Raw genomic sequence first — 12,181 nt, forward strand, 5'->3', positions numbered from 1 at the left:
TGATTCGGGGGACGGGCGCCATCAGACGTCGAGGTTCACGACGGCGCGCGCGTTCTGCTCGATGAACTCGCGGCGCGGCTCGACGACGTCGCCCATCAACATGGTGAACAGGCGGTCGGCCTCGGCCGCGTCTTCGACGCTGACCTGCTGGAGCGTCCGCGTGGCGGGGTCCATCGTGGTCTCGCGCAGCTGCTCGGCGTTCATCTCGCCCAGCCCCTTGAAGCGCTGGACGTTGATGCCGCGACGCGCGACCTCGAGGACCGACGTCCGCAGCGACTCGAACGAGTACGCCTCGTCGGACCGGTCGGCGAGCGCGACGCTGAACGGCGGCGCGCCGGCCAGCTCGACGAGCTGGGCGTTGACCTTGATGAACTGCCTGTAGTCGTTGGAGTCAAACAGCGAGCGGGCGAGGCGGTGCGTCTGCGCCAGCCCCGTCTTGCGCTCGACCGCCTTGATGACCAGGACGTCGTCGTCCTGCTCGACGACGTGCGTCTCGTGCGGGCGCGACGCGTCGTTCTTCTCCAGCGACGTGACGACCGCGGCGAGGTCCGCCGCCTGATCGTCGAGGAGCCCGGCCTCGCCGAGGAAGCGCACGGCCTCGTGGCCGTGCTCGGCGCGCAGCGACGAGGACCAGCCCTCGAACTGCTTCAACAACCGGGTGTACCGCTGCCAGCGCGCCTCGGTCAGCTTGAACTCAGCGCCAGTTCGGTCGTGCACGCTGATCTTCTCGAGCTTGTCGGAGAGCAGGACCTCCTCCAGCTCGGACTCCTTCTCGATGTAGCGCTCGTTGCGGCCCTGCTTGAGCTTGTAGAGCGGCGGCTTGGCGATGTAGATGTAGCCGGCCTCGATCAGCTCGGGCATCTCGCGGAACAGCAGCGTCAGGACGAGCGTGCGGATGTGCGCGCCGTCGACGTCAGCGTCCGTCATCAGCACGATCTTGTGGTAGCGCGCCTTCTCGATGTCGAACTCGTCGCGGATGCCGGTGCCCAGGGCGGTGATCAGCGCCTGGATCTCGTTGTTCTTGAGAACGCGGTCGATCCGCGCCTTCTCCACGTTGAGGATCTTGCCGCGCAGCGGCAGGACGGCCTGCGTGTTGCGGTCGCGCCCCTGCTTGGCCGAACCACCTGCGGAGTCGCCCTCGACCACGAAGATCTCCGTCAAGGCGGGGTCCTTGACCGAGCAGTCGGCGAGCTTGCCCGGCAGCGGCGAGTTCTCCAGCGCGCTCTTGCGACGCGTGAGGTCACGCGCCTTGCGGGCGGCGCTGCGCGCCTGCGCGGCCTGAACGGCCTTGCGGATGATCGCGTTGCCCTCGGAAGGGTTCTCCTCCAGGAACTCGGCCAGCTTGGCGTTGACCACCGAGGCGACGAAGCCCTCCATGCCCGGGTTGCCGAGCTTGGTCTTCGTCTGGCCCTCGAACTGCGGATCGGCGAGCTTGGCGGAGATGACGGCGGTGAGCCCCTCGCGGACGTCCTCGCCGCTCAGGTTGTCGTCCTTCTCCTTGAGGATGCCCTTCTCACGCGCGTACTTGTTCAGCGTGCGCGTGAGCGCGGAGCGGAAGCCCGACAGGTGCGAGCCGCCCTCGTGCGTGTTGATGTTGTTGGCGAACGAGAAGACCGACTCCTGGTAGGAGCCGTTCCACTGCATGGCGATCTCGACGTAGCCCTCGTCGGACTCGCCTTCGAAGAAGATCACCTTCTTGCCGAGCGGCTCCTTGTTCTCGTTCATGTACGAGACGAAGTCTTCGATGCCGCCCTCGAAGTGGAACTCGACCTTCTTGCCACCAGCGCGCTCGTCGGTGAGCGAGATCGCCAGGCCGCGCGTGAGGTAGGCCGTCTCACGCAGGCGCTGCTCCAGGACCTGGAACTCGTGCTCCAGCGTCTCGAAGACCTCGGCGTCAGGCAGGTAGGTGATCGTCGTGCCCGTCGGCTCGCCCTTGGCCAGCGGCTCGCCCTTGACCAGGTCGTAGCGCGGCTTGCCGCGGTCGAACTCCTGGGTCCAGTAGTGGCCGTCGACCCGGACCTCGACCTTGACGGTCTCAGACAGCGCGTTGACGACCGAGACGCCGACGCCGTGCAGGCCGCCGGAGACCTTGTAGCCGCCGCCGTCGCCGAACTTGCCGCCGGCGTGGAGAACCGTGAGCACGACCTCGACGGCCGGGCGGCCCTCCTTCTCGACGATGCCGACCGGGATGCCGCGGCCCTCATCGCGCACCGTGACGGAGTTGTCGGGGTGAATGGTCACGTCGACCCGGCCGCCGAAGCCCGCCAGGGCCTCGTCCACGGAGTTGTCCACGACCTCGTAGACGAGGTGGTGAAGCCCGCGGATGCCCGTCGAGCCGATGTACATGCCGGGACGCTTGCGGACCGCCTCGAGGCCCTCGAGGACGGTGATGTCCTGGGCGTCGTAGGCGGCCGAGCCCTGGCGCGCATTCTTCTGCTTGCCGTTCTCGTTCGCCATAAGAGTGCTGCGTTTCCTGACGCAGATACGCCCCGTCGATCAGGCTCGGTCGAACCTGTCCCGGGGCGTCAGTGAAGTTATCCACAGGATAGCACAGAACCCCCTCGGAACCGCCGTTCAGACGGCCTCGAAATGCCTGCAAATGCAGGCAAAATCGTTACGACTCGGTGGAGGCCCACCGACGCGGCGGCGAGGCGACGCACCGGAGCGTGGTTATGCGCCCTTCGCCGAGCTGCGCGTTGAGGCGCTCGACCAGCTCCGGAGCCATCAGATCGAGCTCCTGCGCCCACACCGAAGACCGGCAGGCGATCGTCAGTGTTCCGCCGTGCTCCGTGGTCGGCGTGGCCTCTTTGGCGACCACCGGACCGACCACCGCGGGCCACGCGCGCTGCACGTCGCCGAGCGTTGTCCGGGGTGCGAGCTGGTCGGCCAGGCCGGCGAGCGCGACCGAAAGCGGGCGTGGGGCTCGGCGGCGCATCAGGCGGCCTTGGCGGCAGGGACGAAGGCCGCAGGACCGGAGGCGGTCGGCGGCGCGTCCGCGTCGTCCAACGCGACCTCGCCCGGCGACACGTGCAGGCGCACGACGTCGGCCCGCTCGCCGCCAGGGACGTGCGCGAGGTCGGTCGTGGTCACCAGCGCCTGGCCGCCGTCATCCAGGCGGGCGATCAGGAAGCCGCGGCGGTCGGCGTCCAGCTCGGACATCACGTCGTCGAGCAGCATCAACGGCGGCGCGCCGCGCTCCTCGGTCAGCACGGCGCGCTCGGCGAGCAACAACGCCAACAACGCGATCCGCTGCTCGCCCTGGGAGCCGAAGGCCTTCAACTCGCGTCCGTCGCGCACCAGTTGCAGGTCGTCGCGGTGCGGGCCGTGCTGGGTGAAGCCGCGGTCCAGGTCGCTCGCGCGGCGCTCGGCCAGCTCGCGCGCCAGCTCCTGCGCGTCGGTGGCGCGCGTGCGCGGGCGGTACCGCAGCTCGCCCGTGCCGTTGAGCCCCAACTCGCTCGCGATCGCCGGGAAGGCGGCCGCCACGCGCTCCACCGCGCTCGCGCGGTCGTCGCGCAGCGCGATGCCCCAGCGCGCCAGCTCGGCGTCCCAGGCGTCCAGCGAGGACTCGCCTGCCCGCCCCAACCGCACCCGTGACAACAGCGCGTTGCGCTGCGCCAGTGCCCGCGAGTACTGCGCGCGGTTGGCGGTCCGCGACGGCCACAGCGCCGAGACGACCTGGTCCAGGTGCGCGCGCCGCAAGGACGGCGCGCCCTTGATCAGCTCCAGGCGGTCCGGCAGGAAGACGCTGACCAGCGGCCGCGCCGGCGAATCCGTCAGCCGCTCCACCGGCGCGCCGTCGACCTTCAGCCGCTTCGGCTCGCCCGGCGCGAAGCCCACCGACAGCGTGTGCCGGTCACCCTCGCCGTCGACCGTATCGACCTCCACCCGCGCCGCCGGCGCGTCGAACCGCACGACCTCGCGCTCGTTCGCCGTCCGGCACGACCGCGACGTGCAGCCGAAGTACAGCGCCTCCAGGAGGTTGGTCTTGCCCGCGCCGTTGGGCCCGTGCAGGACCGTCAGACCCGCGCCGAGCGGCACGTCGGCCGCGGCGTAGGTGCGGAAGTCCCGCACGCGCAGCCGCTCGACGCGGACCATCCGAACCTCAGACGTTCAGCCGGATCGGCATGATCAAGTACAAGAACCCCGACTCGTCGGCGCCCTCGATCAGCCCCGGCCGCAACGGCGAGATCAGCTTGAGGATCAAGTCCTCGGAGCCCACGCTGTCCAGCCCGTCGCGCAGGAACTCCGGGTTGAACCCGATCTCGAACGCCTCGCCCGCAAACGGCACCGGCAGCGGCTCGGAGGCCTCGCCGACGTCCGGCGTCTGCGCCGACACCGTCAGCTGCCCGTCCTCGAACGACAGCCGCAGCGGCGCGTTCTTCTGAGCCATCAGCGAGATCCGCTTGACGACGTCGCCGAGCTCCTCGCCCGAGACCCGCAGCTGGTGCTCGTAGCCGTCCGGGATCAGCTGGCGGTAGTTCGGGAACTGGCCGTCGATCAGCCGCGAAGACAGGACGGCGCCGCCGACCTCGAACACGACCTGGTTGGAGCGCACGCCGATGCGGATGACGTCAGCGCCGGTCGCGCCGACGACCGTGCGCAGCTCGTCCAGCGCGCGCGCCGGGACGTTGGCCTCGAAGCCCGGATCCAGCGGAACCTCCAGCGCGGTCTCCTTGACGCTGAGGCGGTAGGAGTCCGTCGCGACCATCCGCAGCTCCGAGCCAGAGGCGCTGACGAGGATGCCCGTGAGGATCGGCCGCGTCTCGTCGCGCGACGCCGACTTGGACACCATCTCGATCGTCTCCACGAACGCGTGCGCGGGGACGTCGACGACCGTGTCGCCGCCGGTCTCGGGCAGCGGCGGGAAGTCCTCGGCGCGCAGCGTGCGCAGGTGGAACTTCGCGCTGCCGGCGACGACCTCGACGTCCTGCTGCTCGGCGCGGAGCTCGAGCGTCACGCGCTCCGCGTTCTTGGGCAGCGAGCGGGCCACGTCCAGGAGCAAGCGCGCCGGCAGGACGACCGTCCCCTCGCGCTCGACCTCGGCGGTCAGCGGGACGCGCAGGGCGATCTCCATGTCGGTCGCGCGCAGCTCAACACCGGCGGACGTCACGGCGAGCTGAACGCCGGACAGCGCCTGAACGGCAGAGCGCGTCGAAGCGACGCGAGAGACGGATTGCAGCTGGGCGAGCAATTCGGCGCTCGCGATCGAAAGCTTCACGATGAAGACCTCAAGAGAAGAGATTCAGGAGTCATAGGGGCTGTTGACGTGTGGACAGCCGCCGAGACGACCGGAAGTTGCGGGGTTTTCACGCACAGGAGCCGACGGAGTCTGTCAACACCGCCGGTCAAACCGCGTGCTCGGTCAGCCGCGCGGTGATCGAGGCCACCGCGTCGTAGGCGTCTGGGTCGGTGCCGATCCGGTCTGCGGCACGTTTGCACGCGTGCAGGACGGTGGAGTGGTCGCGGCCGCCGAACTGGCGCCCGATGGCGGGAAGCGTCTCGTGCGTGTGCTCGCGCGTGAGGTACATGGCGACCTGTCGCGGCCAGGCGACGCGCGCGGCCCGCGAGGCGCTGAGCAGCTCCTCGCGCGTGATGTCGAAGGCCTCGGCGACGAGCTCCTGGATGCGCTCGACGGTGGGCGGTCCGGCGGCGGCGCGTGCGGTCGCACGGCCGTAGAGCTGCGTGAGCACGTCGTCGGCCAGCGCGGGGTCGATCGTGCGACCGGTCAGCGACGCGTAGGCCACGACGCGGATCAGCGCGGCCTCGAGCGCGCGGATGTTGCCGGTGACGCGCTCGGCGATCAGCTGCAGCACGGCGTCGTCGACCGCGATCCCGTCATGGTGGGCGCGCTTGCGCAGGACGGTCAGGCGCGTGGCGGGATCTGGCTCGCGGATGTCGACGACCAGGCCGGAGCCGAACCGCTGGCGCAGGCGCTCGTCGAGCTTCTCGATGTCGCGCGGCGGGCGGTCGGAGGTCAGGACGAGCTGCGAGCCGGTCTCGTGCAGCGCGTTGAAGGTGTGGAAGAACTCCTCCTCGGTCTTGACCTTGGACTCGAGGAACTGCACGTCGTCGATCAGCAGGACGTCGTTGCGGCGGTAGCGGTGCTTGAAGGCGTCCACGTCGCGCGTCTTCAAGGCCTCCAGGAACTCGTTGGTGAAGCGCTCGACGGTCGTGTAGCGGACGGAGAGGCCGCCGCCGTAAGCACGGACGTAGTTGCCGATCGAGTGCAGGAGGTGGGTCTTGCCAACGCCCGGGGGCCCGACGACGAAGAGCGGGTTGTAGGCGTTGCCGGGGTTCTCCGCGACCGCGAGGGCGGCGGCGTGGGCGAAGCGGTTGGCGTCGCCGATGACGAACTGCTCGAAGGTGAACTTGGGGTTCAGCGGCGAGACGTCATCGGAGAAGAGCGCGGCGCGCGGATCGTCCTGGGGCGCGGAGGTCGCGGGCGACTGCGTGCGCGCGGGCGCGCGTGAAGCCGGAGCGTGCGATGCATGGTGCGGCGCGTGCGCGGTGGGAGCCTCGCCTTCGTCGCGCAGCTCGATCTGGGCGTTCGCGCCCAGCACGGTGCGCGCCGCTTCCTCCAGCACGCCCGCGAAGCGCTGGGCGACCCAGCCGCGGACCTCGGGCGGCGCGAACACGACCAGCCGATCGCCCTCAGTCGGACCCGGGCGCAAGGGCGCCAGCCAGACGTCGTAGGTCGACTCCGGCACCCGGTGGCGTAGCTCCGCCTGCAGGCGGGTCCAGATCGGGGCGGCGTCGAGCGTCACGGCAGGGGTCTGTGGCTCCTCCCGGAGCGGTGTTGCGAACGTGGGCGAGGATGCCACCGCGGCGGGGGTCCGACGCGCCGGCGGGGGAGAAACGTAGCAGGTGCCTTGTGGCCGTCGGGGCCTGTGGAGAACCCCGCGTGCAGGACGTCGCAAATGCCGTTTAAATCCACGGGTCCGCGCCTGTGCATGCGTGTTAGCAAGCACGGTGGACGGTGTGGATAGGCGCCCGCGGGCGGCGCTCGGTACAATCCTCCGCCGGTCGCGCGCCCGCGACCCTGCACGCCCCGACTCGGAGCAACTGAGACTTCATGAAGCGCACCTACCAGCCCAAGCGACGCAAGCGCGCCCGCGCGCACGGCTTCCGCAACCGTATGGCCAGCAAGGCCGGCCGCCTGACGCTCAAGCGTCGTCGCGACAAGGGCCGCAAGCGGCTGACCGTCTGACCGTGGACGCGCTCCCGCGCGTGGGCGGCAGCACCAAGCGGCCCAAGAAGGGCCGGCTGTCGCGCAGCGCCGAGTTCGAGCGCGTCTACCGCCAGGGCCGGTCGATCGGCAACCGGCACCTGGTCCTCTACACGTTCCCCCGCAGCGCGTCGTCTCCGACGCCTGCGGGCTCCGCCGTGGCCGAGTCCGGCCCGCAGGAGCTGACCGCTGGCCCGCGTCTGGGCCTGTCGGTGTCCCGCAAGGTCGGCGGCGCCGTCGAGCGCAACCGCGTCAAGCGCCTGCTGCGCGAGGCGTTTGCGACCGAGGGCCAGCGCCTGCCGCCCGATACCGACGCGGTCGTCGTCGCGCGCCCTGAGGCGCGCGAGCTGGCTGAGCGCGAAGGTCTTGAGGGCATCCGCACCGCCCTCGGCGAGCTCATCGGCCGCTCGGTGGGCGAGAAGCCCTCCGCGCCGGCGTCGTGAGCACCGACGACGCTGATCGGCCCTCGCTGCCACGGCGCATCGCTGTTGCGCCGATCGTCGCCTACCAGAAGCTGATCTCGCCGCTGCTGCCGCGCCGCTGCAAGTACGAGCCGACGTGCTCGGCCTACGCCGCGCAGGCGATCGGCCGCTACGGCATACTCCGGGGCCTGGTCCTGGCCGGGTGGCGGCTCTTGCGCTGCAACCCCTGGAGCCACGGGGGTTTCGACCCCGTCGAAGATCAGCGCCTCTTCCGTACACGCCCCTCCTCTCCCGTGGTGGGCGGGTCCGAATCACCGTCCGCCTGAGCCATGGTCCCCATTACCGCGAACATCCTTCAGCCGCTCGTCGATGTCTTCGAGTCGGTCCTGGTCTTCTTCCACGACTCGATCGGCGCCAGCTGGGGCCTGTCGATCATCCTGCTGACGATCGTCGTCCGCGCGCTGCTGCTGCCGCTGGCGGTCAAGCAGTTCCGCTCGATGCAGGCGCTGCAGCGGATCGCGCCGCACCTGAAGGTGCTGCAGGAGAAGTACAAGGGCGACAAGCAGCGTCTCCAGCAGGAGACGATGAAGTTCTACCAAGAGCACAAGGTCAACCCGTTCGCCTCGTGCCTGCCGCTGGTGGCGCAGCTGCCGGTGTTCCTGTCCTTGTTCTACATGTTGCGCAAGGACCTGCGCCACGACATCTGCCCGGACATCAACCCGGCCGGGATCGCGAACCCGAAGCCGTGTGGGCAGACCGACGCCTCGCAGTTCTGGTTCATCCACGACATCACCGACAAGGCCACGGGCAGCGTGCTCGTGGTGCTGCTGGTGCTGTATGTCGGCTCTCAGCTGGTCTCGTCGCTGCTGATGATGACCGCGACGGCTGACAAGAACCAGAAGATGATCATGCTGGTCCTGCCGTTCTTCTTCGTGGCCTTCGTCTTCAACTTCCCGGCCGGCCTGATCATGTACTGGATCACGACGAACGTCTGGACCATCGGGCAGCAGCAGTTCCTGCGCCGGGTGATCGGGCGCAACGCGCCGGAGCCGCCGCCGCTGCCAGAAGTCAGCAGCGGCAAGGGCGGGAGTTCGTCGAAGGCCGAGTCGTCCTCCGGGGACGGCGGCGGAGGCGGCGGGCTGCTGGCGCGCCTGTCGGGTGCCACCCAGGCCGCGGGCAACGGCAACAGCACCGGAAACGGGAGCGCGCAGGAGGAGTCGCGGGTCACCAAGGCTCCGCCTCCGCCACCGCGGTCGCGCAAGAAGAAGCGTTCGGGACGGAGGCGATAGACGATGACCGCTGAGCGGACCCAGGAGGAGATCCTCCAAGACCTGCTGGAGCACGTGCGCGACGGCCTCGGCCTGGAGGCGACGGTCGAGATCCAGTCCAACGAGGAGGCGCTGATCGGCACGCTCCACGGCGAGGACCTCGGCATCTTCATCGGTCGCCACGGCCAGACGATCGACGCGGTCCAGCACCTGGCCCAGCGGATCCTGCTGGCGAACCCGGAGACGGAGCGCCGCCGGATCGTCGTCGACGCCGAGGGCTACCGCGCCCGCCGCCGCGAGGCGCTTGAGAAGCAGGCCGACCAGGCGGCGATCGAGGCCGAGAAGTTCGGCCGGCCGATCGCCCTTGACGCGATGACCGCCAGCGAGCGCAAGCACGTCCACGAGTACCTCCGCGAGCGCGGCGGCGTGGACACGCATTCCGAGGGCGACGAGCCCGAGCGCCACCTCGTGGTTTCACCGCTCGGCCGCTCGTAGCGCCGCCGCTTGTTTTCACGTGAAACGCCCGCCTTTCGGCGGGCGTTCGTCGTTCTGGGGCGCGTTTCACATGAAACGCCTCGGGTGGGCGCTTTCTGGATCGGGACGTGTCGAGAGCGACGGGTCGGTTCCGACTCCTGGGTGTCGGCGGCCAAAGGGGTCGTCACTAACTCGACGGGAGCAGGACCGATGACCAAGGTGACGGCGCAGATGTCGGTGTCCCTCGACGGCTTCTACACCGGGCCGCGGGACGCACGGGAGCCCAAGGACATGAGCGGCTGGATGCAAGGGCCGGAGGCGCCCGGCTTCTTCCGGGTGACCCGATGGGTTGTGGACGCCATGGCCTGGCGCGAGCGACAGGGCTTCGCTGGAGGCGAGCGGACGATCAACTCGCAGATCCTCGAGGAGACGTTCGCGGCCGCCGGCGCGTACGTCATGGGCCGTCGCATGTTCGACGCCGGAGAGGCCCCTTGGGGCGAGGAGCCGCCGTTCAACGCCCCGGTGTTCGTCGTCACCCACCGCTCCCGTGAGGTGCTCGAACGTCGGGGCGGCACATCGTTCACCTTCGTCACCGAGGGCGTCGAGCGAGCCATCGAGCTGGCCCGCGCCGCCGCCCGCGGCAAGGACGTGGCGGTCGCCGGTGGCGGGGAGCTCCTACGCCAGGTGCTGTCCGCTGGGCTGCTCGACGAGCTCGAGCTGCACATCGCCCCGGTGCTGCTGGGTGACGGCCAACGTCTGTTTGATCCGAGTCTCGGCCTCGGTACCGACGACGGCATCGAGCTGGTTCCGACCCGGGTCGTCGAGGCACCCGAGGTAACCCACGTCCGCTACGCGGTCAGCGGGCGGTCGAAGCTGGTGCTGGACGATCGCGGCGCCAGCGGCGAGCTGGTCGGGCCGGCTCAACCGGGGACCTGACCCGCTTGGAAGCGGACGGTGAGATCGCCCGCTCGCGACCAGAATCAGACGGACCGAGGCCTCGGTGACGTTCGAGGCGCGCGGACGGTGAGCTGGAGTGCAGCTCGATGTGTGGCCGAAGAGGGCTGGGTCGATGCGTTTCACATGAAACGCATCGCACCGGAGAGGCGCTAAGGCCGGTCGCTGGTAGCGACCGGCCGCGCCGCGTCGTGGCTCCACTGCGACCAAGAGCCCGGGTAGAGCCGGCCGGTGCCGAGGCCGGCATGCTCGATGACGAGCAGGTTGTGGCAGGCGGTCACGCCGGAGCCGCAGTAGGAGATGACGGGCGTGCTGCCGTCGATGCCCGCGTCGGAGAGGCGGGCGCGGAGGGTGTCGACCGGGAGAAGGCGGTCGTCGGACGCCAGATGCTCGCGGCAGGGGAGGGCATGGGCGCCAGGGATGTGGCCAGCGCGCGGGTCGACGTCGTCGGGTGCGCCGGCAAAGCGCTCGCGCTGGCGAGCGTCGATCACGAGATTTACCGTCGTCTCGGCGGCGTCGTCCGCTGAGGCAAGGCGATCAGCGGGCCACGGCGTGGCGGTGAAGGACGCTGGCGCGACCGGCTGCTCGTCGGTCTCCAGCGGGCCGTCCCATGCGCCGATGCCGCCGTTGAGCAGCGCTGCGTCTCGGCCGAGCGCCCGCAGCATCCACACCAGACGCGCTGCGATCACGCCGCCCGCGTCGTCGTAGGCCACGACCTGTGTGTCGTCGCCGATCCCGCAGGCGGACATGCCCTCGGCGAAGGTCTCGGGCGTCGGGAGCGGGTGCCGGCCATGCTTTGGCGTCCCGGGGGCGGCGAGCCAGCGTTCGAGGTCGACGTACACGGCGCCGGGGAGGTGACCGGCGTCGAAGGCGGCGCGCGCGGACCGCCCGTCGAGGTAGAAGCGAACGTCCGCGAGCACGACGTCATCGCGGTGGGCGGCCAGCCAGGCGGCGTCGACGATCGGCAGGAGCATGCGTCTCGGAGCGTTTCACATGAAACGCGGACCGGGTCTTGACGTGTTCCACGTGAAACGACCACTACATTGCAAGCCGAATATGAGCTTCGTCGACCTCCGACTCGAAGAGCTGGCCCAGCTCTACGCGCTGCCGCCGGAAGCGCCTGCCACGCTGCGGGCGTTGTTGGACCTCGTCCAGAGCGAGCCGACCTCGATCACCACCGTCCGCGACCCCGAGCGCGGCGTGGACCTTCACGTGGCGGATTCGCTCGCCGGCCTAGCCGTGCCGGCGGTGCGCGAGGCCCGAACCATCGCGGACCTCGGCAGCGGCGGAGGATTCCCCGGCCTCGTCCTCGCGGCTGTCCTTCCGCAGGCGCGCGTCACGCTCGTGGAGTCTGTGGGCAAGAAGTGCAAGTTCCTCCAGCGCGCCGCCGACGCGTTGGAGCTCCGCAACGTCGACGTCATCAACGCTCGCGCCGAGTCCTGGCACCGCGGTCTCGGGACCCAGGAGGTCGTTACGGCCCGCGCGCTCGCGCCGTTGAACGTCATCGTTGAGTACGCCGCGCCGCTCCTGGTCGACGGCGGGGCGTTCGTCGCGTGGAAGGGCCGCCGCGATCCGTCCGCCGAGGCTGATGGAGTAGCTGCCGCCGACATCGTCGGCCTGGAGCCCGCCGATTCGGAGCCGATTCCCGTGGAAACCTCCATCCATGGGGCCGACGCCCGTCACCTCTACGTCTACTTGAAGGTCAGAGAGACGCCTGAGGAATTCCCTCGCCGCGAGGGAATGGCCCGCAAACGGCCACTCCAGGCCTCGATCAGAGGCTGAGAGTTCGCATTCAGCGGCCGAAACCGGCCGCCGTCCGACCGCGCGCGCCGCTACCG

13 protein-coding genes are annotated in these 12,181 nt (G+C 69.9%); 7 read left to right on the forward strand and 6 right to left on the reverse strand.

All coding sequences use genetic code 11. From position 1 onward, the window contains the following. Positions 1 to 21 precede the first annotated feature (21 nt). From gyrB to dnaA, 5 genes are all read right to left on the reverse strand, one after another. The gene (gene gyrB, locus ACT01A_RS15560) at positions 22 to 2,457 is read right to left on the reverse strand and encodes a DNA topoisomerase (ATP-hydrolyzing) subunit B (RefSeq protein WP_445148002.1); all 2,436 of its coding nucleotides are present in this window, start codon (positions 2,455 to 2,457) and stop codon (positions 22 to 24) included. 157 nt (positions 2,458 to 2,614) lie between these two features. Beyond that, positions 2,615 to 2,935: a DciA family protein gene (locus ACT01A_RS15565; RefSeq protein WP_445148003.1), complete on the reverse strand. Its 321-nt coding sequence runs from the start codon at positions 2,933 to 2,935 to the stop codon at positions 2,615 to 2,617. Then, a complete protein-coding gene (gene recF / locus ACT01A_RS15570; protein WP_445148004.1) occupies positions 2,935 to 4,095 on the reverse strand; it encodes a DNA replication/repair protein RecF in 1,161 nt (386 codons plus the stop codon). Before recF ends, ACT01A_RS15565 begins: the two co-directional genes overlap by 1 nt. Positions 4,096 to 4,102: 7 nt before the next feature. Further along, the gene (dnaN, locus tag ACT01A_RS15575; protein ID WP_445148005.1) at positions 4,103 to 5,218 is read right to left on the reverse strand and encodes a DNA polymerase III subunit beta; all 1,116 of its coding nucleotides are present in this window, start codon (positions 5,216 to 5,218) and stop codon (positions 4,103 to 4,105) included. Between the two features lie 127 nt (positions 5,219 to 5,345). After that, positions 5,346 to 6,764, reverse strand: a complete 1,419-nt coding sequence (gene dnaA, locus ACT01A_RS15580) for a chromosomal replication initiator protein DnaA (protein WP_445148006.1) — start codon at positions 6,762 to 6,764, stop codon at positions 5,346 to 5,348. 308 nt (positions 6,765 to 7,072) lie between these two features. Between dnaA and rpmH the strand changes: the two genes are divergently transcribed. From rpmH to ACT01A_RS15610, 6 genes are all read left to right on the forward strand, one after another. Beyond that, positions 7,073 to 7,207, forward strand: a complete 135-nt coding sequence (rpmH, locus tag ACT01A_RS15585; RefSeq protein ID WP_028074071.1) for a 50S ribosomal protein L34 — start codon at positions 7,073 to 7,075, stop codon at positions 7,205 to 7,207. 2 nt (positions 7,208 to 7,209) lie between these two features. Further along, positions 7,210 to 7,668 carry a ribonuclease P protein component gene (rnpA, locus tag ACT01A_RS15590; protein ID WP_445148007.1) on the forward strand — a complete coding sequence of 153 codons (459 nt, stop codon included), beginning with the start codon at positions 7,210 to 7,212 and terminating at the stop codon, positions 7,666 to 7,668. Further along, positions 7,665 to 7,973 carry a membrane protein insertion efficiency factor YidD gene (yidD, locus tag ACT01A_RS15595; RefSeq protein WP_445148008.1) on the forward strand — a complete coding sequence of 103 codons (309 nt, stop codon included), beginning with the start codon at positions 7,665 to 7,667 and terminating at the stop codon, positions 7,971 to 7,973. The genes rnpA and yidD overlap by 4 nt, the downstream gene beginning before the upstream one ends. 3 nt (positions 7,974 to 7,976) lie before the next feature. Next, entirely contained in the window at positions 7,977 to 8,936 is a 960-nt protein-coding gene (locus tag ACT01A_RS15600; protein ID WP_445148009.1) for a YidC/Oxa1 family membrane protein insertase, read from the forward strand. Between the two features lie 3 nt (positions 8,937 to 8,939). Further along, positions 8,940 to 9,410: a Jag family protein gene (locus ACT01A_RS15605; protein WP_445148010.1), complete on the forward strand. Its 471-nt coding sequence runs from the start codon at positions 8,940 to 8,942 to the stop codon at positions 9,408 to 9,410. A 189-nt stretch (positions 9,411 to 9,599) separates the two neighbouring features. Then, the gene (locus ACT01A_RS15610) at positions 9,600 to 10,325 is read left to right on the forward strand and encodes a dihydrofolate reductase family protein (protein WP_445148011.1); all 726 of its coding nucleotides are present in this window, start codon (positions 9,600 to 9,602) and stop codon (positions 10,323 to 10,325) included. Positions 10,326 to 10,495: 170 nt separating this feature from the next. Here the strand turns inward: ACT01A_RS15610 and ACT01A_RS15615 are convergent, their stop codons facing one another. Continuing rightward, the gene (locus tag ACT01A_RS15615; RefSeq protein ID WP_445148012.1) at positions 10,496 to 11,317 is read right to left on the reverse strand and encodes a sulfurtransferase; all 822 of its coding nucleotides are present in this window, start codon (positions 11,315 to 11,317) and stop codon (positions 10,496 to 10,498) included. Here ACT01A_RS15615 and rsmG point away from each other — a divergent pair. Next, complete coding sequence (gene rsmG, locus ACT01A_RS15620) at positions 11,316 to 12,125, forward strand: 16S rRNA (guanine(527)-N(7))-methyltransferase RsmG (RefSeq protein WP_445148013.1); 810 nt, start codon at positions 11,316 to 11,318, stop codon at positions 12,123 to 12,125. The genes ACT01A_RS15615 and rsmG overlap by 2 nt on opposite strands. The last annotated feature ends 56 nt before the right edge of the window (positions 12,126 to 12,181 follow it).

This window comes from Baekduia sp. Peel2402 (assembly GCF_052567285.1).